The organism is Collinsella aerofaciens (assembly GCF_028209625.1).
In the GTDB taxonomy this organism is placed as follows: Bacteria; Actinomycetota; Coriobacteriia; order Coriobacteriales; family Coriobacteriaceae; genus Collinsella; species Collinsella aerofaciens_AM.
The window spans coordinates 18,359-40,096 of record NZ_JAQLDU010000016.1 but is presented as its reverse complement, the minus strand read 5'-3'; the positions used below and the strand labels follow the sequence as shown (position 1 = coordinate 40,096).

Sequence of the window (21,738 nt, the reverse complement as noted above, 5' to 3'; positions counted from 1 at the left end):
AAAGTTTCATACTCCTTTTTCAACCACTGGGGGATGTGAACACGCACGGATCGTTCGCATCATGATTGAAGAGGTTTTTTTAGACATGTTCACGCATCAGCTAAACATTATCAGCGTAGTAATTATCTGATGCGGGTTAGCACATACAGCTAGCCCGTACGATAATGGGCGGCTGATGAAGATGAGGGTCGTCGAGCGCAACCGACGGCCCTCATTTTTTATGTCTGAGAAGTTCTTTTTAGAGGAGGAAATGACATGAACGGAGTTTTGCTCATGGTTGTGACCGCGGCGGTGCTCGCCTGCGGCTATCTGGGCTATGGCCGCTGGCTGGCCAACAAGTGGGGTGTTGACAAAGAGGCCCTCACGCCGGCCAAACGCATGAAGGACGGCAAGAGCTTCTCGCCTGTCTCTGCCTTCACCGCGTTTTCGCACCAGTTTAGCTCGATCTGCGGTGCCGGCCCTGTCACGGGTACGATCGTCGCCATGGCCTTTGGCTGGCTGCCCGTTGTGCTTTGGGTTCTCGTCGGCGGCATCTTTTTTGGCGCCGTCCACGACTTTGGTGCCCTGTACGCTTCGATGAAGAACAACGGCAAGTCCCTGGCTCAGCTCATCGAGAAGTACATCGGCAAGACCGGCCGTCGCCTGTTCTTGCTGTTCTGCTGGCTGTTCTGCATCATCGTCATCGCCGCTTTCACCGATATGGTCTGCAAGACGTTCATGTTCACCCCGGCCGTTGACGCTTCTGGCGCCGCCACCGGTGCCGTCGACTTCGCCAAGTCCTATGCCGCCGGCTGCGCTGGTACCATCTCCATCCTGTTCACCTTCGTCGCTATCGCCTTTGGTTGGGCCCAGAAGAAGTTCAACCTCACCGGTGCTGCCGAGTTTGTCACCGGCGTGGTCCTCATGGTCCTCATGTTCGCCGTCGGCATGCAGTTCCCGGTCTACCTGGACAAGTTCCAGTGGTTCGCCGTTGTCATGGTCTACCTGGTCTTTGCTGGCGCCATGCCCATCCAGATGCTCAAGACCCCTCGCGACTACCTCACTTCCATCATGATGATCGTCATGATCGCCTGCGCTGTCCTCGGTATCGTCGTCCTGGGTGTTAACGGCCAGGCCACCATCACCGCTCCGGCCTTTACCGGCTTCTCCAGCGCTTCTGGCATGATGTTCCCGGTCCTGTTTGTTTCCGTTGCCTGCGGTGCCCTCTCCGGCTTCCACAGCCTCGTTTCTTCTGGTACCTCCTCCAAGCAGGTCGAGAAGGAGCAGGACGCCGTCAAGGTCGGTTATGGCGCCATGATCGTCGAGTCCTTCGTCGGCATCCTTGCCATCATCGTCGCCGGCATCATGTTCTCCGACATGAACACCGCCGGTACCGGCGCCCTCAACGCTGGCGTCGCTTCCACCCCGTTCCAGATCTTCGCTGCTGGTATCTCCCGCGGTATGCAGGCCTTCGGTGTTGACGGCACGCTCGCTACCGTCTTCATGACCATGAACGTCTCCGCTCTGGCCCTGACCTCGCTCGATGCCGTCGCCCGCATCGCCCGCACCTCGTTCTCCGAGTTCTTTGCCCAGACCAACGACGCCCTGGCCATCGAGTCCAAGGCCGGCTACATGAAGGTTCTCGGCAACCCCTGGTTCGCCACGGTCGTCACCCTGCTTCCCGGTCTCGCCCTCGCCTTTGGCGGCTATGCCAACATCTGGCCGCTCTTTGGTGCTTCCAACCAGCTGCTCGGCGGCATGACCATGATCACCCTCGCCGTGTTCTGCAAGTGCACCGGCCGCAAGGGCTGGATGCTCTACGTGCCCGTCGCCTTCCTGCTCTGCTGCACCTTCACCTCGCTGGTCCAGAGCGCCATGGGCTGCATGACCGCTGTCCAGGCTTACGGCTTCTTCGGCACCATCCCGGCTACCGCCACCACGGCCGCCGTCTCCGTCGCCGCCACCAAGGGCTTGCAGCTCGTTTTCGCCGTCCTGCTGATGGTCCTGGGCCTCATCGTCGCCGTCAACTGCCTCAAGGAGTTCTTCGGCAAGGAGGCCGGCTCCATGCCCGACGAGGAGCCCGAGTGGTCCGAGATGGGCAAGGCCGAGTACGGTCGCGCCACTGCCGCTGAAGCTCCTGCCGACGCCGAGGCCGCCAAGGCCTAGTCGGTCGGACGGGTTGAATCTCCCATCTATTTGACTCGGAAAGACCGGGTCCGCAATCAAGCGGACCCGGTCTTTTTTCTTGTGAGAACAGGTGGTGCAAGGGCGTTCTCGCAGATGTTTTGCGTGGATAGGCTCGTGCGTTGTACCATAAGGACGTATATGTGTGCATATGAAAGGGGCCCCGTGGCCAAGACGGTATATTCCGATAATCAAAACAATGTCGATGCTCTGGCTGAGCGTCTGAGCAGCCAGACGTCGCTTTCTGCCGAGCGCGCCAAGCTGGTTGCTTACGACCTGCTCTGCCGCAAGGCGCTCAAGATTAAGTCGAGCGCGCTGGCGCAGATTTTCCGCTCCGTCGATAAGGAATGCGACACCAAGGCGATGCGCGATGAGCTTATCGCGGCAAATATCGTGACCAAGATCGAGGGCAGCGGCATTAACGGGCGCCCGGCGTTCTATACCATCAATGTCGAGATCCGCGATGCCCAGGAGCAGCCTGCCGAGTCCGTCGAAGATTTTGTCGTCGAGGATTCCGCTGACGTGCCTGCTGTGGAAGAAGCTGCTCCGCGTGAGCATGTCGATACCGATGAGTTGCTCGATGAGAACGTCGTGCGTGCCTTTACGGCCAAGGCAGGACGCGGCGGTTTTGGCGGGGGTGGCAAGCGCGATGCGCAGCGCCGCGCCCAGCAGGAGCGCTTCCGTCGTGCCGTTGCTCAAAAGGGTGAGACGGATGCCGAGGCTGTTGAGAACGAGGTTGCTGCCGAGTCGCAGAGGCCCGCGAAGGAGCAAAAGCCCGTGGAGGCCCAGGAGCTCCAGCGTCGCCGTGGTGCCCACTTTAAGGCTGCGCAGCAGGATGTCGCGCATGAGGTTGAAGAGCCTTCCGAGGCTGCAGACGATGTTGAGGAGTCTGCCAAGAAGGCTCCGGGTTCATGCCGTCCCGGGCGTGGTTTTGCGAGGCGCGCGTATCCCGTAAGGCGTCAGGAGAAGGGCGAGCCGGCTCCGACCGCTCAGGCCGAGAAGGCCGAACAAACCGAGAAAACCGTTGAGCCGGCGGCTCGCGAGCAGAAGCCTGTTGAGCCGCAGCTTGAGGTTGCTGCCGAGGCCAAGGGCGAGCAGCCTACTGATGGGCAGACGGAGCAGGGCGCGTCGAGCAGGCCTCGCCGCCGTCGCCATCGCGGGGGTCGCAGTTCCCATGCCGAGACTGCAGCCGAGAAGACCACGCCGCAGGACGAGGATGCGAAGGCCGAGGTTTCTTCGGGGCAGCCTAAGCGCCAGCCGGCGAAGGAGAGCAAGTCCGATCGTCCGCAGAAGCAGGCGTCTATGCCGAAGCGCGAGCGCAATTCCCAAGGCGATTCTAAGCGCAGGTCTCAGAAGAAGCCGGAGTCTGCCGCAGCAGATGCTGCTGCCCAGCAGCCCGAGTCGGCCGTCCACGGCGAGGTATCGGCGTTTGCCCTTGCCCGCGTTTTAGGCAGGCAGCTGCTCAAAGTTGTCCCTACGCCTACGGCGCTCTCTAAGATCAAGGAGCAGCAGACACAGATCGTAAAGGTCGAGGGCAAGGACGGCAAAAAGGCTCCGCAGCGCACTCAGCACAACGAGATGTCCAACCGCAAGATTGCCGAGGAAATCGTAATCATCCAGGCTTGGATCGAGCAAAACCGAGGTGCCGATACGCCGGTTGCCTCGCGCCGCCAGCGTGCCTACCAGATTTTTAACGACGAGAAGGCTTTTGACGGCAAGCACGGTGAGCGCCTGATAAGGCGCATGACCGAAAAGGGCATCAGCATGCAGGCGATCAAGGTCGCCCCCAACCGCCCCGTGCACTTTACGGGTTTCTTTACGCTGGGCGCCGATAAGCCGTTCATTATGGTCGAGAACCTGGACACCTATGACGAGATCGTCAGGCTGCTGCGTGGCCGCAAGCACGCCAAGCTCTTTGGCATCAAGGTGGGCGGCGTGATTTTTGGCGGCGGATGCAAGGCGAGCGTCTCGCATGCCCTGGACGATTATCTGGCTGAGATCGGCTATCGCTTTAACTACGTCTACTACGTGGGCGATATCGACCGCGAGGGCGCGCGCATCGTCGAGCAGGCTCGCAATGCCAATGTGGTTGAGATTCGCCTGCATGCCGGCATGTACCGCGCCATGCTCGCCGAGCATAAGCGTCGCGTGAAGGCCGGCGGCGAGTGCGAGCCCGCGGCTGCCAACCAGGGCGTGCCGCAGAACTTGGCGGCGACGATCAAGGATCTGCCCATGGTCACGCGCGTGCAGTTCCGCAATGTGCTGCGCGAGGGCGGGCGCATTCCGCAGGAGATTCTGATGACCGCCGACTATCGGGATGGCGACTCGGGAAGCTTCGACCGCATGCTTAACAACTAAATTCCGCCGGCCCCGGGAGAGCGGGGACACCGGCTTAGGTTTCCTGCTCTACAATCCTGCTCACGACGGAGGCCACATTAAGTGGCCTCCTGTTCGTGCGGAACTCGCGATAAACCTAAGCCGGTGTCCCCGCTCTCCCGGGGCCTGTCGTGGCTTGGCCGTTGCATGCGGCTCGCTTTTCGGAACGGGGCTGACGGACACGTTCCGAAATCTACCACCGTCGCTGTGCAGGGTGTCTATAAAGAGCCGTGGCCAAAAAACATCAAATATGAGTACTGATACTCTTTTAGTAGCAGTAATTTTGACCACATTTAAGGTGATTTGACGTGTCGATCGAGCAGATAAGCTGCCGTATCTCCTCAAGTGTTCATTAAAGGAAGACCTTGATGCGAATAAATCTCATTAAGATCTTCTTTTATTAACGAAAATAATGTAGCTACAACGGTAACAGTACTCATATTTGCCGTTTTTTGGCCACAATCCTTCGGAGGGTCCTCGAAAATAGTCCCGAGCCGGCACTTGGGGACGTTCCTATAATGCCGGCACTTAGGAGCGTCCCCAAGTGCCGACACCGCGTCTGCCTGCGGCGGCCGCGCCCCGCTGCATCGCTCCGCACCCTTGCGGGTTCGAATCCCTCCGCTTGGCGGCGTTGGCTCGATTTGCTTGACGTGAGGGGCTCTTGGCTGGTGTGGGACGGAGGGATTCCGCGTCCGCCTGGTCGGCGGCCGCGCCCCGCTGCGTCGCTTCGCTCCTTGCGTGCTGCGCTGGAAAACGCTTCGCGTTTCCTCAGCTCCGCACCCTTGCGGGTTCGAATTCCTCCGCTTGCCCACAAGAAAGCGCCCTGGGCCGTTATGGGCTTAGGGCGCTCAGTTTTAATGGCTGGGACGGAGGGATTCGAACCCCCAACAGCCGGCACCAAAAACCGGAGTTCTACCGTTGAACTACGTCCCAATGTGTGGTGTTGCCCAAAAGCAACTCGTCTAGTTTACCTAATCTGCGAGGGCATCGCAAACGCCGTCGAGTAGGCGTACGGCGAGCGTCTGCGCGTCGCTGGCCGTGAAGGTGCCGTTGTAGCGCGTCATGCCCGTGAGCTCAATGCGAATGCGAGCCGGCTTCTGCTGCGCGGCGACATTGGCGGTGCGGATGCGCTGGGCCAGGTTGTGGCACTCGGCGAGGGCAATCGTGGCGCGTGGCGCGGCGTCGGCGGGCAGCTCGTCGCTTGCGATCTCGAGCACCAGGTCAACGTCGGTTGGGACCTCGGAGTCGCAGAGCATCATGCCGCTGTTGTCGGTCGTTGCCGTGGCGATGTTCCACATGCGCGAAGCAACGCTGCGTGCGATGGAGTCCTCACCGATAACGGCGATCTGGAAGCGCTCGAGCACGTTGGCGGCGCGAGCAAAACCGATGCGGGACTCGGCTTCGGTGACCGAGGGCTTGCCCTCCCACACATGGTGCAGGCGGTTGATGTAGGCGTAGGTGTCCTGGAAGGCCATGCCGTCGGCAAACAGGCCGACATTTTCCTGGAACTGCTGCAGGGCGGCCTCGGTATGCGGACCAAAGTAGCCGTCGTCTTCGCCACAGGCAAAGCCCAAAACGTTGAGAGCGCGCTGCAGGGCCTGCACATCGGCGCCATGGAAATTGGGCATGCGCAGATACAGGGTGCGGTCGCCCAGCTTATACGAGGCGTCGACCAGGGCGCTCCAACAGGGGATATCGACGGCATGACCGGCAGCAAGGCCGCTGTCGAGCCTGAAGGTGCTGACGGCCTGCTCGGTGGTGGTGCCAAAGCGCTTGTCGGCGACCTCGTCGGCATCGATGGTGTAACCGAGCTGCAGAAGGCGGGACTGGACGTCCTCGACGGCTGCTCCCTGCATGCCCGTGGTAATAGGTTCCATGAACGAACCCCTTTCGGCGTACCATTCGTACTATTTTGAGCGTGTGTCGGATAGACAACGCGAGACAATTTATAAACATGCACTCAATAGTGTAGCAACTTGTACCCAAACTCGCTGCCCACAGGTTTTATGACCCCCGCTAGTTAAGACGCTCCACAAAGAAATCTGCCATTGAGAGGAAGAGCTCGCGCGCATGCGGGTCGAGCTCGACGCCTTCGATAGCGGCCTTGGCCTTAGCGGTCAGGTCGAGCGCATAGGTGTGGGCGTAATCGATGGAGCCGGTCTCCTGGAAGATCTCCACGGCGCGTGCGAGCTGCGCAGGGTCCTCGGTGCCCGAGGAAAGGATTGCCTCGATCTCGTCGTGATAGCGCTCGTCTGACAGGGCATGCACGGCAACGAGGGTGCGCTTGCCCTCGGTGATATCGGTGCGGAAGTCCTTGTTGGCGGCCTCCTTGGTGCCGATCAAGTTGAGCAGGTCGTCTTGAATCTGGAAGGCAAGGCCCGTGTGCAGCCCAAAGGCGCGCAGTGCCTCAATCTGCTCTTCGCTGCCGCCGCCGATAATGGCTCCGGCGGCAAGCGGCGTCGCTCCGCTGTAGTACGCGGTCTTGTGCGTCGCCATGTCCAGATAATCGTCGACCGAAATGTCAAAGCGCCCGTCGCGGACCCAGCCCAGGTCGAGCGCCTGGCCCTCGATGGTACGGACGATCATCTCGGTAAGCTCGTGGAGCACGCGAAGCTTCACGTCTGCGTTGAGTGTGGGGTCGTCGAGAACCGTCTTGGTGACCATGGTGAGCGCCAGGTCACCGCAGTTGATGGCAAGACCGGTGCCCTCGGTAAGGTGCATGCAGGGCTTGCCGCGACGAATCTGCCCGTTGTCGGCGATGTCGTCGTGGATGAGTGCGCCCGACTGAAAGTGCTCGATGGCCGCCGCGGCGCTGCGGGCGCTCTCAAAGCTGCCGCCTACCGCAGTGGCGGCGAGCATGCAGATGAGCGGGCGGTGGCGCTTGCCAGCGTTTGCCGTAAATGCCGAGAGCGGGGTATACAGGTAGCGCTCGATATCGGCGGAAGTCGCCTGTCCGTCAAAGAACGTGGCCAGATAGTCGTTAATCTGGTCAAAGTGCTGGGCTAAAAAGCTGGTAAACGGACTGGACACGGGTTCTCGCATTCTTTGATAGGTTGCATCGTTGCATTATGCAGACAACATATTGCCACATTAGGGCGTCGAGCGCGGCGGTTGAAGACGATTGGTCCATGCGGCCGCAAGTGCGGTAGGGGCTTGGCTAGATAAGCCCAAAGTGTTCGAGCGCGGTGACGACGCCGTCGTGGTCGATGCTGTCGGTGACATAGTCGGCCTTTTCCTTGAGGAAGTCCGGCGCGTTGCCCATGGCGATGCCAACGTCGACGGCGTTCATCAGCGAGACGTCATTGCTGGCGTCGCCGATGCCGTATACGGTTCCGTGGTGGGGATCGAGGGCGTCGAGTACGGACTGGATACCCTCGCGCTTGGTGCATTCGCGAGGCGAAATCTCGGTCACTTCGAGCTCGAGCTCGTTAAAGCAGAGCAGCGGCTCAAACGCTTGATCCTGAGCGATGCGGTTGGCAAGCGACGTGGACATTAAGATCTTGTAGGCGCTGTAATGTTGCAGCTGCGTAATTGCATCGCCCACGGTGCGGGCGTATCCCGGGGCGTCGGGCGCATCGGCACTCATGCGAACGACGCCATTGAGTCCCTCAAAACGAATCACTTCGTCCGATTGCTCAAGAATGGGAGCAAGGCGCTGCAGCATGCCGGGCGTCATCGCCAAATCGCGAATCACGTGTCCCTCAAGTTCGACATAGCCACCCGCGAGGCAGACGATGCCGGTCCAGGGCAGCTCGAGCAGCTTTGGATGGATGCAGCTCAGCGTGCGCCCTGTGCAGATAAACGCCATATTGCCCTTGGCGACAAAATCACGGATGGCTTGCGAGACCGCTTCATTGGGATAGGGGGAGAGGTCTCGCTCGCTCTCGGGAAGCTCTTGTGCCACTCGAGGGTCTTGCCAGGCGAGTGTTCCGTCGATATCGAAGAAGCAGATATCGCCGCGCTTATGGGCTGCGCTGGCGGCAGGGGAGGCCGAGGTGGTGGGCACAAATCCCGGCTCGAGGCCCATGATCTGGTCAAAATGCTCTTTAACGCGGGGAACGGAGATGCCAATAATCACCTGGGCGGTCTTGCCCGTAATGATGAGGCCCTTGGCGCCCGCCGCGACGAAGGCTGCGTTGTCTGCGACAACGGAAGGTTCTGCGACCTCAACGCGCAGACGCGTGGCGCAATTGGTCGCTCCTACAATATTGCTAACGCCACCCAAGAGCGCAACGACTTGCTCAGCAAGCAGATGATCTTGGGATGATTGGTTGTCGGTGCCGTTTTGGGCCGCGCCTTCTTTGGCAGAGCTTTTTCCCGTCAGACGTGCGAGCGCCGCATCGCTGGCGATATGATCCTCGCGGCCTGGGGTTTTTAGGTCGAAAGCCAGAATGAGGCCCCGGAAGACCAGAAAAAAGACAGCGCTAAACATCAGACCGATACCGAGCGCCAAAAGGTAGGAGCCGGCATGCATTCGCATGAGTGGGATGAAGTTGAAGGCCGTCATTTCCATGAGACCGCCCGAGAAGATGCCGACGATGCCAAAGAAGTTCATGGTCATGGCAAGGCAGGAGGACAGGACGGCGTAGAGCAAAAAGAGTCCGGGATAGGTGAACATAAAGAGAAACTCGAGCGGCTCGGTGACGCCGCAGACCACCGAGGCGACGATGGCGGGCAAAAGGATGACCTTAAGGCCGGCGCGGCGTTCGGGTTTGGCGGTGAAATAGAATGCTGCCGCGATGGCGGGAAGGCCAAAGAGCTTGCCCCAGCCGGTGGCGGTAAAACCTGCCCAGGGCGCAAGTTCATTTAAAGGGCGCGTGCTATGGGAGAGAATGGGGAGCAGGTTGGTCCACGTGGCGTAAATACCGTCGTGAATGACCAGATTGTCGTAATAGATGGGCATATAGAGCAGATGGTGCAGCCCCATGGGCTCGAGCGCTCGCTCCAAAAACACAAAGATGCCCACGCCGAAGGGGCCGACGCCCGCAAGTGCGTGGCGCAGCGTTTCGGTCACAGCGTATGCGAAAGGCACGATGGCGGCCGAGATGGCGGCAAGGGCAAACACGGCAAAAAAGCTGATGAGGTAGACCAGCGAGGAACCCGAGAAGGTGCCGAGCCAATCGGGAACCTTGGCATCGTAGAAGCGGTCATGGATCGCGACGACGGTTGCCGACACCGCCAGCGGGCCGATAATGCCGGTGTCGAGCGTCTTGATGCCGTCGATGACGGTGATGCCGCTAGCGGAGGTCAAAAACGACGGGTACTTAAGCCCAAGGTTGTCTCCGCTCAGCTTAATGATCTCGCTCAAAAAGAAACAGTAGGCAAAATAGGCTACGAGCGCCTCGAGGCAGCAGCGTGCCGGTTGCTTTTGGGCAAGGCCGATAGGCAGCGCTACGGCAAAAAGGAGTGGAAGGCGCTTAAAGACCGTCCACGAGCCGCGCTGAATGATAGTCCAGAAAACGTACCAGGGGGTTCCGTATACGGCGAGGTCGCCGACGATATCCACGGTCGTTGCGAGGGCGGAGATGCCGACCATGAGGCCTGATATAGAAAACAGCATGGCGGGCGCGAACATGGCTCCGCCAAAACGTTGGATTTTCTGCAGCATAATATGCCTTTCGGATGCAACATGCTGTGCGAGCAAGAACGTTTAAACAATGAACTCATTGTAGAGGACTGGCTGCTTGCCGCATTGACGGTTTTGATTCGGTCCGATTTGGGTTTCGGGGGAACCGTCGACGGTAAATAATCCGTGCTTTACCGATAATCGGTTTAAACAACTTTAAGAAATGCTATCGTGCCTAGCCATACATATTCATTAGAGGTGAAATCATGCCAAAAGCGATTTACGAAGGAATCTACCGCGAGATCCGTTCGCGCATCATCAACGGGACCTATGCGTTTCAGGAGATGCTGCCAACCGAAGCCGAGCTGACCGCGGAGTTTGGCTGCACGCGCAATACCGTTCGACGCGCCTTGAGCATGCTGGCCGACCAGATGTTTGTGCAGCCTATACACGGTAAGGGCGTGCGCGTTATTTGGCTTAAGGGCGAAACCGACATGCTGGGCGCACTCGAAGAGGTTGAGTCGTTTGGCGAGTTCGCAAAACGCAACAATGCCGTCGCATCGACCGAGGTCAAGTCTTTTGAACATTTGATTTGCACTGAGCAACTCTCACGTCGCCTGGGCTTTAAGGTGGGCGAGGAGCTGATTCGCGTAGTGCGTGTCCGAAGCCTCAACGGCAGCGCGCGCCAAGTGGACCATGGCTACTTTTTGGCGTCGATCGCCAAGGGCCTGACCCCCGAGATCGCGGCGGATTCTATCTACGGCTATCTGGAGCACAAGCGCGGCGTCAAAGTGATGGCGAGCCGTCGTACGGTGAGTGTCGAGCTCGCCAACGATGAAGACTGCAGCTATCTGGACCTCGGCAAGTACAACTGCGTCGCCGTTATGGAGAGCCAGTCGTACACCTCGGACGGCATCTTGTTCGAGGTCACGCATGCCCGTACACACCCCGAGATCTTCCATTACCGCGTCAATTCCAAGCGATAGCCGGCTAGCTCGCAGCCTGACGAGACTCATGCCCTCAAAGCGAAAACGCCCGGTCAAACCGACGATGCATCGGCTTGACCGGGCGTTTTCTCTGCATTCGATAACAAATAATTGTTTATACAAAACTTGTCAAGTATCAAGTCGAAATTACCGTTCACCGAAGTTTTTCTACCGCTCTAGTAATACTTGTTCAAACAACTAGCCAAATGGCGTATTGTACAAGTCAGCAAAAGGGGCAAAGTCCCCGAGCCAATCTCCGAAGGCGGCGGCAAAGGGTGCCGCCACGGTGTGAAAGGGTGGATTGTAATGAAGAACGAAATGAGCAGAAGGCAGTTCCTGGGCTTTGCTGGTTCCGCGGCTGCGGTTCTTGGTCTGGGCCTCGTGGGCTGCGGTGGTTCTGCCGGCTCTGGCTCCTCTGCTTCTGGTGACGCTGCCGAGGTCTACTTCCTCCAGTTCAAGCCCGAGGTCGACAAGGAGTGGAAGGAGATCGCCAAGGCGTACAAGAAGGAGAAGGGCGTCGAGGTCAAGATCGTGACCGCCGCCTCCAACACCTACGAGGAGAAGCTCAAGTCCGAGATGTCCAAGAGCTCCGCTCCGACGCTGTTCCAGGTCAACGGCCCCACCGGCCTTAAGAACTGGAAGGACTACTGCGCCGATCTTTCCGACACCAAGCTCCGCGGCGAGCTCATCGACGACTCCCTGGCGCTGCAGTCCGACGGCAAGGATCTGGGTATCGACTGGGTTCAGGAGAGCTACGGCATCATTTACAACAAGGAGCTCCTCGAGAAGGCCGGCTACAAGGCCGAGGACATCAACTCCTTCGACAAGCTGAAGGCTTGCGCCGATGACATCCAGGCCCGCAAGGACGAGCTCGGCGTTGACGGTGCCTTCACTTCCGCCGGTATGGATGACTCCTCCAGCTGGCGCTACACCACGCACCTCGCCAACCTCCCGCTCTACTACGAGTTCGAGAAGGAGCACAATCAGGAGGACGACGAGATCAAGGGCGAGTATCTCGACAACTTTAAGCAGATCTTCGACCTGTACATCACCGACTCCACCTGCGATCCTTCGCAGCTCGCCTCCAAGACCGGTGACGACGCCACCAACGAGTTCGCAACCGGCAAGGCCGTCTTCTATCAGAACGGCTCTTGGGCCTACGCCGACCTCACCAAGGCCGGTATGACCGACGACCAGCTCGGCATGCTGCCGATCTACATCGGCGTCGACGGCGAGGAGAACCAGGGCCTGTGCTCCGGCGGCGAGAACTACTGGTGCGTCAGCTCCCAGGCTTCCGAGGATGCCCAGAAGGCCACCGAGGACTTCATGTATTGGTGCGTCACTTCTGACACCGCCACCAGCATCATCGCTGACAAGATGGGTCTGACCGCCCCGTTCAAGAGCGCTAAGGAGACCACCAACGTCTTCTCTCAGCAGGCCGTTGCTATGGCCAAGGACGGCAAGAAGACCGTCGCTTGGGACTTCGTTTACATCCCCTCCGAGGAGTGGAAGAAGAACCTCAAGCAGGCTCTCATCGCTTATGCTGCCGACAACACCAAGTGGGACGGCGTCAAGAACGCCTTCGTCGATGGCTGGAAGACCGAGAAGGCTGCTTCCGAGTAAGCAGTTGCTGCCCAAGCTATCTGATTAGCGACAGGGGGCGGGCAGACGTAGGTTTGCCCGCCCCCTGCATATTGAAAGGACCCTTCTATGGGCAAAGCACTCAAGCGCTGGTGGCCGCTCTTTATGCTGCCCACGTGCCTGGCGTTTATGATCGGGTTCGTGATTCCCTTTATCCAGGGTTTCTATCTCTCGTTCTGCCAGTTTATTACCATCAATAACGCGCACTTTGTCGGTATCGAGAACTACGTGCGCGCGCTGTCCGATCCGCAGTTCTCCACGTCGTTCTTCTTTACCGTGGCGTTTGCCTTCCTGTCGACGGTGCTCATCAACGTGATCGCGCTGGCCATTGCGCAGGCGCTCACTCGCAAGGCGCTCAAGGGCACCAACATCTTCCGTACGATTTTCTTTATGCCTAACCTGATTGGCGGCATTGTACTGGGTTACATTTGGCAGATTCTGATCAACTGCCTGCTCTCCAACGTGGGTGCCCAGCTTATCGCCCTCAACTCCGCCGCTGGCTTCTGGGGCCTTATCATCCTGACCCTGTGGCAACAGGTCGGCTACATGATGATCATCTACATCGCTGGTCTGCAGTCCATTCCGTCCGACTACATCGAGGCCGCCAAGGTTGACGGTGCCACGGCATGGCAGACGTTTTGGAAGGTTAAGATTCCCAACCTGATGCCGACGATCACCATCTGCCTGTTCCTGTCCATCACAAACGGCTTTAAGCTGTTCGACCAGAACCTCGCTCTTACCGGTGGCGCCCCCGCGCACTCCACCGAGATGCTCGCCCTGAACATCTACAACACGTTCTATTCGCGCGCCGGCATCGCATGGCAGGGCATTGGCCAGGCCAAGGCAGTCATCTTCTGCATCCTGGTTGTCGCTATTTCCATGATCCAGCTTAAGGCCACGAGGTCCAAGGAGGTGCAGCAGTAATGAAACGCGATAAGGCTATCAACCGCGCGCTCTCGATTTTCTTTACGATTCTGTCGCTCGCGTGGATCTACCCCGTGTTCATGATTGCGCTCAATTCCTTTAAGAAGGGGACCGCAATCAGCACCACCACGGCGTTCGATCTGCTCACGCCCGAGACGTTCAACGGCTTTGCAAACTATGTGCACGCCTTAAACGAGCAGGGCTTTGCCTCGGCGTTTATGTATTCGCTCATCATCACGGTCACGTCGGTCGTGCTGATCTTGGTGTGCTGCTCCATGTGCGCCTGGTACGTGGTGCGCGTCAATAACAAGATCTCGAACTTCTTCTATTACCTGTTCGTGTTCTCGATGGTCGTGCCGTTCCAGATGCTGATGTTCACGCTGTCCAATTTGGCGGACCGCATCGGCTTTAACACGCCGTTCAACATCTGCTTTATCTATCTGGGCTTTGGCGCGGGCCTGGCGGTCTTTATGTTCGCCGGCTTTGTAAAGAACATCCCGCTCGAGATTGAGGAGGCGGCCATGATCGACGGCTGCAACCCGGTCCAGGTGTTCTTTAAGATTGTCCTTCCCATCATGAAGCCCACCTATCTTTCGGTTGGCATCCTCGAGACCATGTGGGTCTGGAACGACTACCTGCTGCCCTACCTCACCCTCGACTCCACCAAGTACAAGACCATTCCTATCTTGATCCAGTACTTCCGTGGCGGCTATGGCCACGTCGAGCTCGGCCCCATGATGGCCTGCATCATGATGGTCGTTGTCCCCATCGTCATCATGTACATCTTCTGCCAGAAGTACATCATCGACGGCGTGGTGGCAGGTGCCGTCAAGGGCTGATGCCGTAGCTGTTTTGCAAGTTTCTGCGGCGCCCTTCGGCGTGGCGCCGCATATCGAAAGGTAAAGACATGGCCGAGATCGTTCTCAAACATGTTCAGAAGGTGTATCCCAACAACGAGTCCAAAAAGAAGGGCTTCTTTGGCAAAAAGAAGAAGACCGAGGAGAAGAAGCACAACCTCAAGGTTACCGAGGACGGCGTGCTCGCTGTAGAGGACTTCAACCTCACCGTTCACGACCAGGAGTTCATCGTCCTCGTTGGCCCCTCTGGCTGCGGTAAGTCCACGACGATGCGCATGGTTGCCGGCCTGGAGGACATTACTTCGGGCGACGTGCTCATCGACGGCAAGCGCGTCAACGACGTGGCGCCCAAGGACCGCGACATTGCCATGGTGTTCCAGAGCTATGCTCTGTACCCCAATATGACGGTGTACGAGAACATGGCGTTTACGCTTGAGCTCAAGAAGGTCCCCAAGGACGAGATCGACCGCAAGGTTCGCTCCGCCGCCGAGATCTTGGGTATCACCGAGTACCTCGACCGTAAGCCCAAGGCGCTTTCGGGCGGCCAGCGTCAGCGCGTCGCCATCGGCCGTGCCATCGTGCGTGATCCTAAGGTCTTCCTGATGGACGAGCCGCTGTCCAACCTGGACGCCAAGCTGCGTAACCAGATGCGTGCCGAGCTCATCAAGCTGCGCCACGAGATCAAGGGCACGTTCATCTACGTCACCCACGACCAGACCGAGGCCATGACCCTCGGTGACCGTATTGTGGTCATGAAGGACGGTGTTGTCCAGCAGATCGCCACGCCGCAGGAGGTCTTCAACCACCCCGCGAACATCTTCGTCGCCGGCTTCATCGGCGTGCCGCAGATGAACTTCTTCGATGCCCAGCTGGTGCGCTCGGGCAACGGCTTCACCGTCAAGACCGAGGATATGAACGTGGCGCTCGCCCCCGAGACCTGCGCTCAGCTTGCTCTTAACTGGGGCGGCGGCGACATGAAGGAGATCACGGCCGGCGTGCGCCCCGAGCAGATTCTGCTTGCCGACAAGGACGAGGAGGGCGCGCTTCAGGGCACCGTCGAGGTGACCGAGCTCATGGGTTCGACCGAGCATGTCCACGTGACCGCTCCCGACGGTCAGTTTGTCCTGATCATCCCTGTCGTAGATCTGGAGGCCAAGGGTGCGCTCAAGGCGGGCGACCCCATCTGGTTCAAGTTCGAGAAGAACGCGACCCATCTCTTCGATAAGGTGTCTGGCAAGAACCTTATCTAGGCCCGGTGCATCCAGGCCCTCCCTTTGGGCGACTGCGGTATTGCCATCCTTTTGCCGCGGTCACATATAAGGCTCCCCTCCCGTCCACTAGGCGAGAGGGGAGCCTTTCTTTATGTTGGGGTTGTCCATCTGTTAGCTTATCTTGATCTGTAACAGGAGGAGGGCCAAATTGGGCCTAGATGTTACAGATTGAGACAGTGTCGAGCTGTCTGTCCTTTCATCTCAATCTGTAACACGAAGGACTGATTTCGGCAGCTACCTGTTACAGATCGAGATTGTTTTAGCAGCCTTGCCCGTCTGTCTCGTTCTGTAACAGGTAGACCCGATTCCAGCGGTTATCTGTTACAGATTGAGACAGTTCATCGGGACAATTCTGTTTGTCTTGATCTGTAACAGATAGACCCAATTTTGCCGGTTAGGTGTTACAGATCGAGATTGTTTGGTCGAGACAAACCATAGGCCGGCATATGGACACAAAAAGCGGAGCCGTGTTGCCACGACTCCGCTTTCAAGAGGATGGGTAAGGGGAATGGGTTAGTCCAGGTGCCAGATCTCGTCGTTGTACTGGGAGATCGTACGGTCGGACGAGAAGGTGCCGGCGTTGGCGATGTTGATCAGCGCCTTGCGCATCCAAGCGTCCTGGTCCTCGTAGTCGGCCAGCACGCGCTCCTTGGTCTGGATGTACTCCTCAATGTCGAGTAGGGCCATAAACCAGTCCTTACCCTTAATGTCGTCGTGCAGGCGCTGCAGGCGCTCAGCGTTGCCGGTCGCCATAAAGGCCGGGTTGGTGATGAAGTCCACTAGCAGTTTAATGCCGGGCTTGCGGTAGAGCGCACTGGCGTTGTAGGTGCCGTCGGCGTAGAGCTGCTCGACCTGCTTGGACGAGGCACCAAAGGTGTAGATGTTCTCGTCACCCACGAGCTCGGCGATCTCGACATTGGCACCGTCGAGCGTGCACAGGGTCAGGGCACCGTTGAGCATGAACTTCATGTTGGAGGTGCCGCTCGCCTCCTTGGAGGCCAGGCTGATCTGCTCGGAGATGTCGGCGGCGGGAATCACGCGCTCGGCGGCGGTGACGTTGTAGTTCTCGATCATGACAACCTGCAGGTAGGGGGCCACATCGGGGTCGTTTGCGATCCACTGCGACAGCGTCAGGATCAGGTGGATGATGTCCTGAGCGATGGTGTAGGCAGGCGCTGCCTTGCCGCCAAAGATGATGGTGACGGGATGCTCGGGCTTGTTACCGTTCTTGATGTCGAGGTACTTCCAGATGATGTAGAGCGCGAGCATCTGCTGGCGCTTGTACTCGTGGATACGCTTGACCTGAACATCGATGATGGCGTTGGAGGGGATCGTCACGCCCTGTTCGAGCGCCATAAACTCGCGCATGATGGTTTTGGCCTCGACCTTGGTGGCGGCCAGGCGCTCAAGAACGTCCTTGTCGTCGGCGAACTTGGCGAGTTTGCTCAGATCGCCGGTGCTGCGCCAGTCGGTGCCGATTACATCGTCGAGCAGGCTGGCGAGCGCGGGGTTGGCCCCATGGATCCAGCGGCGGAAGGTGATGCCGTTGGTCTTGTTGGAGAACTTCTCGGGATAGATCTCGTAGAACGGATGAAGCTCGGTGTCCTCCAGGATCTTGGTGTGGAGGGCGGCTACGCCGTTGATGGAGAAGCCAAAGTGGATGTCCATGTGGGCCATGTGGACGGTGTCGTATTCGTCGATGACGGCGACGCGCGGGTCATCGTGCTCGGCCTTCGCGATCTCATCGAGCTTGACGATAATGTCGGCGATGGCAGGGGAGACCTTCTGCAGGCTGGCGAGCGGCCACTTCTCGAGCGCCTCGGCAAGGATCGTGTGGTTAGTGTAGGCGACCATGGAGCGTACGATGGTCACGGCCTCGTCAAACTCGATGCCATGCTCGGTGGTGAGCAAGCGAATGAGCTCGGGGATGACCATGGTGGGGTGCGTGTCGTTAATTTGGACCACGGCGTAGTCGGCCAGATCGTGCAGGTTGCTGCCGCGCTCGATGGCCTCGTCGATCAGGAGCTGGGCGGCGTTGCTCACCATGAAGTATTCCTGGTAGATGCGAAGCAGGCGGCCCTGCTCGTCAGAATCGTCGGGGTAGAGGAACAAGGTGAGGTTTTTGGCGATCTCGGTCTTGTCGAAGTCGATGGAGCTGCCGGGGACCAGGCCGTCGTCGACGCTCGCCAGGTCGAACAGGCGCAGACGGTTCTTGGTGGGCTGGCCGTAACCGGGCACATCGATGTTGACGAGCTTGGAGGTAACGGCAAAATCGCCGAACTCGACGGTGTAGGAGCGGTCGTCGTCGACTAGGATGTCCTGCTCACCGAGCCACTCGTCGGGGACGGCCTTCTGCTGGTTGTCGACAAAGCGCTGACGGAACAGGCCGTAGTGATAGTTGAGGCCCACGCCATCGCCGGTCAAGCCCAGCGTGGCGATGGAATCCAGGAAGCATGCGGCCAGGCGGCCCAGGCCGCCGTTGCCGAGCGACGGCTCGACCTCGAACTCCTCGATCTTGTTGAGGTCGTGGCCTGCGGCGGTGAGCTGGTCCTTAACCTCGTCGTAGATGCCGAGGTCGATCATGTTGTTGATGAGCAGCTTGCCGATCAAAAATTCGGCGGAAATGTAATAGAGCTTTTTCTTGCCGTTGTTGAGCGGGCAGGCGGCGGAGCGCTCCTGCACGAGTTTGACCAGCAGCTTGTAAATGCGACGGTCGTCGAGCTGCTCGAGCGAGGTGCCAAAAGACTGCTCGGCGAGTTCCATGAGGTTAATTTGGGGCATGTTTCCTCCTGTAATGGGTTGATTACATGTCTGCAATTCATAAGAAGCCCGCGCGAGGGGATTGGGGTGGCCTCGCGCGGGTAAGCAAGCGCGTCCGCACGGTGGGGAGGGGTCGGGCGCGGTAGCTCCTATTGAGGAAGCTCGATTTCGGCTTCCGACGGGATGCGGAAGTAGGTCTCGGTCCAGTCGGTGAGTTTGTGCTCGAGCTCGCGGGTGATGGCGCCGTCGAGCATGCGCCAGGTCCAGTTGCCGCCCAGCGTGGCAGGGGTGTTGATGCGCGCCTCGTTGCCCAAGTTGAGCAGGTCCTGCATGGTGTAGATGCACGTGTCGCTCACGCTGGCCGCGATGGTTCGGTTGAGCGCGTCGGCGATGGGTTCGCCGGCCTGCTGATGGGTGTACAGGGCTGTCTGCTCGCGCTGACGCGGGGTAGCCGTTCCTTCAAACCAGCCGCGTGCCGTCTCGTTGTCGTGAGTGCCCACGTAGGCGACGGTGTTGGCAATGTAGTTGTGCGGCAGGTAGTACGAGTTGGTGCCCTCAAAGGCAAACTGCAGGATCTTCATGCCGGGGAAGCCCGAGTTGTCGCGCATATCGATGACGCCGGGGGTGAGGAAGCCCAGGTCCTCGGCGATGATGGGCAGCGTGCCGAGCTTTTCCTCGAGTGTCTTGAAGAGCTTGAGGCCTGGACCCTGCGTCCACGAACCGTAGGACGAATCAGGCGAGGAGAACGGCACCTCCCAATAGGCCTCGAAGCCGCGGAAGTGATCCAGGCGGATGACGTCGTACATGTCGAGGGCGGCGCGAATGCGGCCCTCCCACCAGGAGAAGCCGTCGGCCTCCATGGCGTCCCAGTCGTAGATGGGGTTGCCCCAGTACTGGCCGGTGGCCGAGAACTGGTCGGGCGGCGTGCCGGCGACGCTCACGGGATTGCCGGCGGCGTCGATCTTAAAGAGCTCAGGTGTCGCCCACATCTCGACGGAGTCACGCGAGACATAGATGGGCAGGTCGCCGATGATGAGAATGTCGCGCTCGTTGGCATAGGCCTTGAGGCGGCTCCACTGGCGATCGAAGAAGTACTGCGTCATCTGGTGGTAGAGCATACGCGCCGGATGGTCGGCGCAGACCTTGGCGGAAGCCTCGCCGCGGGTGCGGAGCTCCGCGGGCCACTCCCAAAACGCCTTGAGACCGCACTCCTCTTTGACGGTCATGAACTCACAGTAGGGGATGAGCCAGTCCTCGTTGGCCTGGATAAAGTCATCGAAATCGGCCGGCTTGTCGGCAGCAAAGCGCTCGGCGGCGCGGTCGAGAATCTGACGGCGGCCGCCAAAGATAGCACCGTAGTCGACATTGCTGGGGTCGGATCCCAGATACACGCCATCGATATCGCGCTGCTCCAGATACCCTGCCTCGATAAGCTCGGCAAAGTCGATAAAGTTGGGGTTGCCTGCGCGGGCCGAGAACGACTGATAAGGCGAATCGCCATAGCTGGTCGTCGTAAGGGGCAGAATCTGCCAGTAATGTTGTTTGCACGAGGCGAGAAAATCGACGAAGTCGTAGGCATTCCAGCCAAAGCCGCCGATTCCGTATGGTCCGGGCAGAGATGAGACGGGCATGAGGACGCCGCTTGCACGCTCCATGAATGCGCTCACCAACCTTCTTGTTGTGGGGTCGGCCTGCCGATGGGTGTGCAGTCCGCCTCCGATGTTCTGATTCGATACGCCTATTGTAAAACACGTTGTTTAAACATGTACAGGCAAGATAAAAAAGTTGGTCGATTTTCGGCGAATGGCTACATGCCATGAAAAAAGCCCCGACCTCACAACGTGAGATCGGGGCAAGAACGGTATGTAGGTTTTTGCTACTCGGCGTCGGCGAAGCCGTTGGGGTTGTGGCTCTGCCAGTTCCAGCTATCGCGGCACATGTCCGCGATGTCGTACTGGGCCTTCCAGCCCATCATGCGCTCGGCCTTGGAGGCATCGCACCAGTTGGCGGCGATGTCGCCGGCGCGGCGCTCGCGGATCACATAGGGCAGCTCCTTGCCGCAGGCCTTGGAGAAAGCAGCGACGACCTCGAGTACCGAGGTGCCGGTGCCGGTGCCCAGGTTAAAGATCTCGACGCCGGTCTTGCCGTTCATCCAGTTAAGGGCGGCAACGTGACCAGAGGCCAGATCGCACACGTGGATGTAGTCGCGCACGCCGGTGCCGTCGGGGGTGGGGTAGTCGTTGCCAAAGACCTGAACGGCCTCGAGCTTGCCCACGGCTACCTGGGCGACATAGGGCACCAGGTTGTTGGGGATGCCCTTGGGGTCCTCGCCGATCAGGCCCGACGGATGAGCGCCGATGGGGTTGAAGTAACGGAGCAGCACGACGTCCCACTCGGGGTCGGCGGTGTGGACGTCCATAAGGATCTGCTCGATCATCCACTTGGTCCAACCATAGGGGTTGGTCGCGGGCTTCTTAGGATCCTCCTCGGTGACGGGCGGGTTGTCCGGGTCGCCGTAGACGGTCGAGGAGCTCGAGAAGATGATGGACTTGCAGCCATGGCTGCGCATGACGTCGATGAGCACCAGGGTGTTCTCGATGTTGTTGTGGTAGTACTCGACGGGCTTGCTCACCGACTCGCCGACGGCCTTAAAGCCGGCAAAGTGGATGACGCGGTCGATCTGATGGGTATCGAAGATCTTGTTCATCGCATCGCGGTCGAGCACGTTGGCCTCGTAGAAGGTGAGGTTCTTGGCGGCCTCGTCGCCCACGATGGTCTTGACGCGGTCGACGGCGACGGCGCTGGAGTTGGAGAGATCATCGACGATGACGACCTGGTAGCCACCCTCGAGCAGCTGAACGACGGTGTGCGAGCCGATAAAGCCGGCGCCACCGGTAACGAGGACGCAGGTGTCTTTGGGGTCGAGTGCTTTGGACATGTAGTCTCCTATCGAATCAGGAACACTTCTTCAGGGGAGTATAGCGCAGGCAGGGACGCCCAAATCGTGCGCTGTAGGAAAAGCAGAGGATTATGTTAACGTACTCATAACAGAGCTTGCGTACGCATAACCTGATCTTTGGTATTTGCTTACGAGCCGCCGACCTTGCAGTTTCCTGCCGTTCGTGGAAATCGTTGGGACGCGCCATATGTACGCTAATATGTATGAGTTGAGCGACATATAAATAAGCATGTAA

The 21,738-nt window shown here is 59.0% G+C and carries 13 protein-coding genes and 1 tRNA gene; 7 read left to right on the top strand and 7 right to left on the bottom strand.

Going from position 1 to position 21,738, the window contains the following annotated elements; translation table 11 throughout:
• Positions 1 to 255: 255 nt before the first annotated feature.
• On the top strand, positions 256 to 2,145 hold the full coding sequence (locus tag PMW70_RS08350) for a carbon starvation CstA family protein (protein ID WP_271744567.1): 1,890 nt from the start codon (positions 256 to 258) through the stop codon (positions 2,143 to 2,145).
• Positions 2,146 to 2,328: 183 nt separating this feature from the next.
• On the top strand, positions 2,329 to 4,521 hold the full coding sequence (locus PMW70_RS08345) for a hypothetical protein (protein ID WP_271744566.1): 2,193 nt from the start codon (positions 2,329 to 2,331) through the stop codon (positions 4,519 to 4,521).
• A gap of 876 nt (positions 4,522 to 5,397) precedes the next feature.
• Here PMW70_RS08345 and PMW70_RS08340 read toward each other — a convergent pair.
• The 4 genes from PMW70_RS08340 to PMW70_RS08325 all read right to left on the bottom strand — a co-directional run bounded on the left by PMW70_RS08340 (position 5,398) and on the right by PMW70_RS08325 (position 10,147).
• A tRNA-Gln gene (locus PMW70_RS08340) sits at positions 5,398 to 5,472 on the bottom strand.
• A 38-nt stretch (positions 5,473 to 5,510) separates the two neighbouring features.
• On the bottom strand, positions 5,511 to 6,416 hold the full coding sequence (locus PMW70_RS08335; protein WP_271744565.1) for a peptidoglycan-binding domain-containing protein: 906 nt from the start codon (positions 6,414 to 6,416) through the stop codon (positions 5,511 to 5,513).
• Positions 6,417 to 6,555: 139 nt separating this feature from the next.
• Positions 6,556 to 7,569: a polyprenyl synthetase family protein gene (locus PMW70_RS08330; protein ID WP_089573618.1), complete on the bottom strand. Its 1,014-nt coding sequence runs from the start codon at positions 7,567 to 7,569 to the stop codon at positions 6,556 to 6,558.
• Between the two features lie 127 nt (positions 7,570 to 7,696).
• Positions 7,697 to 10,147 (bottom strand): PTS transporter subunit EIIC, encoded by a 2,451-nt coding sequence (locus tag PMW70_RS08325; protein WP_117757958.1) that lies wholly within the window; start codon positions 10,145 to 10,147, stop codon positions 7,697 to 7,699.
• Between the two features lie 224 nt (positions 10,148 to 10,371).
• On the opposite strand from PMW70_RS08325, the gene PMW70_RS08320 reads away from it, so the two are divergent.
• From PMW70_RS08320 to PMW70_RS08300, 5 genes are all read left to right on the top strand, one after another.
• Positions 10,372 to 11,091 carry a GntR family transcriptional regulator gene (locus PMW70_RS08320; RefSeq protein WP_055252172.1) on the top strand — a complete coding sequence of 240 codons (720 nt, stop codon included), beginning with the start codon at positions 10,372 to 10,374 and terminating at the stop codon, positions 11,089 to 11,091.
• A gap of 306 nt (positions 11,092 to 11,397) precedes the next feature.
• Entirely contained in the window at positions 11,398 to 12,714 is a 1,317-nt protein-coding gene (locus tag PMW70_RS08315; protein WP_055252173.1) for an ABC transporter substrate-binding protein, read from the top strand.
• An 87-nt stretch (positions 12,715 to 12,801) separates the two neighbouring features.
• On the top strand, positions 12,802 to 13,656 hold the full coding sequence (locus PMW70_RS08310) for a carbohydrate ABC transporter permease (RefSeq protein ID WP_055252174.1): 855 nt from the start codon (positions 12,802 to 12,804) through the stop codon (positions 13,654 to 13,656).
• Complete coding sequence (locus PMW70_RS08305; protein ID WP_118345985.1) at positions 13,656 to 14,495, top strand: carbohydrate ABC transporter permease; 840 nt, start codon at positions 13,656 to 13,658, stop codon at positions 14,493 to 14,495. The genes PMW70_RS08310 and PMW70_RS08305 overlap by 1 nt, the downstream gene beginning before the upstream one ends.
• A gap of 68 nt (positions 14,496 to 14,563) precedes the next feature.
• Positions 14,564 to 15,763, top strand: coding sequence for an ABC transporter ATP-binding protein (locus PMW70_RS08300; protein WP_271744564.1), 1,200 nt, complete (start codon positions 14,564 to 14,566; stop codon positions 15,761 to 15,763).
• Positions 15,764 to 16,297: 534 nt separating this feature from the next.
• On the opposite strand, the gene glgP is transcribed toward PMW70_RS08300, so the two are convergent.
• The 3 genes from glgP to galE form a co-directional block, all read right to left on the bottom strand.
• A complete protein-coding gene (gene glgP, locus PMW70_RS08295) occupies positions 16,298 to 18,565 on the bottom strand; it encodes a glycogen/starch/alpha-glucan family phosphorylase (RefSeq protein ID WP_271744563.1) in 2,268 nt (755 codons plus the stop codon).
• A 128-nt stretch (positions 18,566 to 18,693) separates the two neighbouring features.
• Positions 18,694 to 20,211, bottom strand: coding sequence for a 4-alpha-glucanotransferase (malQ, locus tag PMW70_RS08290; RefSeq protein ID WP_233502855.1), 1,518 nt, complete (start codon positions 20,209 to 20,211; stop codon positions 18,694 to 18,696).
• Between the two features lie 209 nt (positions 20,212 to 20,420).
• Positions 20,421 to 21,482 carry a UDP-glucose 4-epimerase GalE gene (galE, locus tag PMW70_RS08285; protein ID WP_271744562.1) on the bottom strand — a complete coding sequence of 354 codons (1,062 nt, stop codon included), beginning with the start codon at positions 21,480 to 21,482 and terminating at the stop codon, positions 20,421 to 20,423.
• Between the last annotated feature and the right edge of the window lie 256 nt (positions 21,483 to 21,738).

Bases quoted from the DNA above. Each gene is read 5' to 3' on its own strand.
- PMW70_RS08300 (WP_271744564.1), top strand. From the start codon at position 14,564: ATGGCCGAGATCGTTCTCAAACATGTTCAGAAGGTGTATCCCAACAAC.
- PMW70_RS08310 (WP_055252174.1), top strand. From the start codon at position 12,802: ATGGGCAAAGCACTCAAGCGCTGGTGGCCGCTCTTTATGCTGCCCACG.
- PMW70_RS08315 (WP_055252173.1), top strand. From the start codon at position 11,398: ATGAAGAACGAAATGAGCAGAAGGCAGTTCCTGGGCTTTGCTGGTTCC.
- glgP (WP_271744563.1), bottom strand. From the start codon at position 18,565: ATGCCCCAAATTAACCTCATGGAACTCGCCGAGCAGTCTTTTGGCACC.
- PMW70_RS08305 (WP_118345985.1), top strand. From the start codon at position 13,656: ATGAAACGCGATAAGGCTATCAACCGCGCGCTCTCGATTTTCTTTACG.
- PMW70_RS08350 (WP_271744567.1), top strand. From the start codon at position 256: ATGAACGGAGTTTTGCTCATGGTTGTGACCGCGGCGGTGCTCGCCTGC.
- PMW70_RS08335 (WP_271744565.1), bottom strand. From the start codon at position 6,416: ATGGAACCTATTACCACGGGCATGCAGGGAGCAGCCGTCGAGGACGTC.
- PMW70_RS08325 (WP_117757958.1), bottom strand. From the start codon at position 10,147: ATGCTGCAGAAAATCCAACGTTTTGGCGGAGCCATGTTCGCGCCCGCC.
- PMW70_RS08320 (WP_055252172.1), top strand. From the start codon at position 10,372: ATGCCAAAAGCGATTTACGAAGGAATCTACCGCGAGATCCGTTCGCGC.
- galE (WP_271744562.1), bottom strand. From the start codon at position 21,482: ATGTCCAAAGCACTCGACCCCAAAGACACCTGCGTCCTCGTTACCGGT.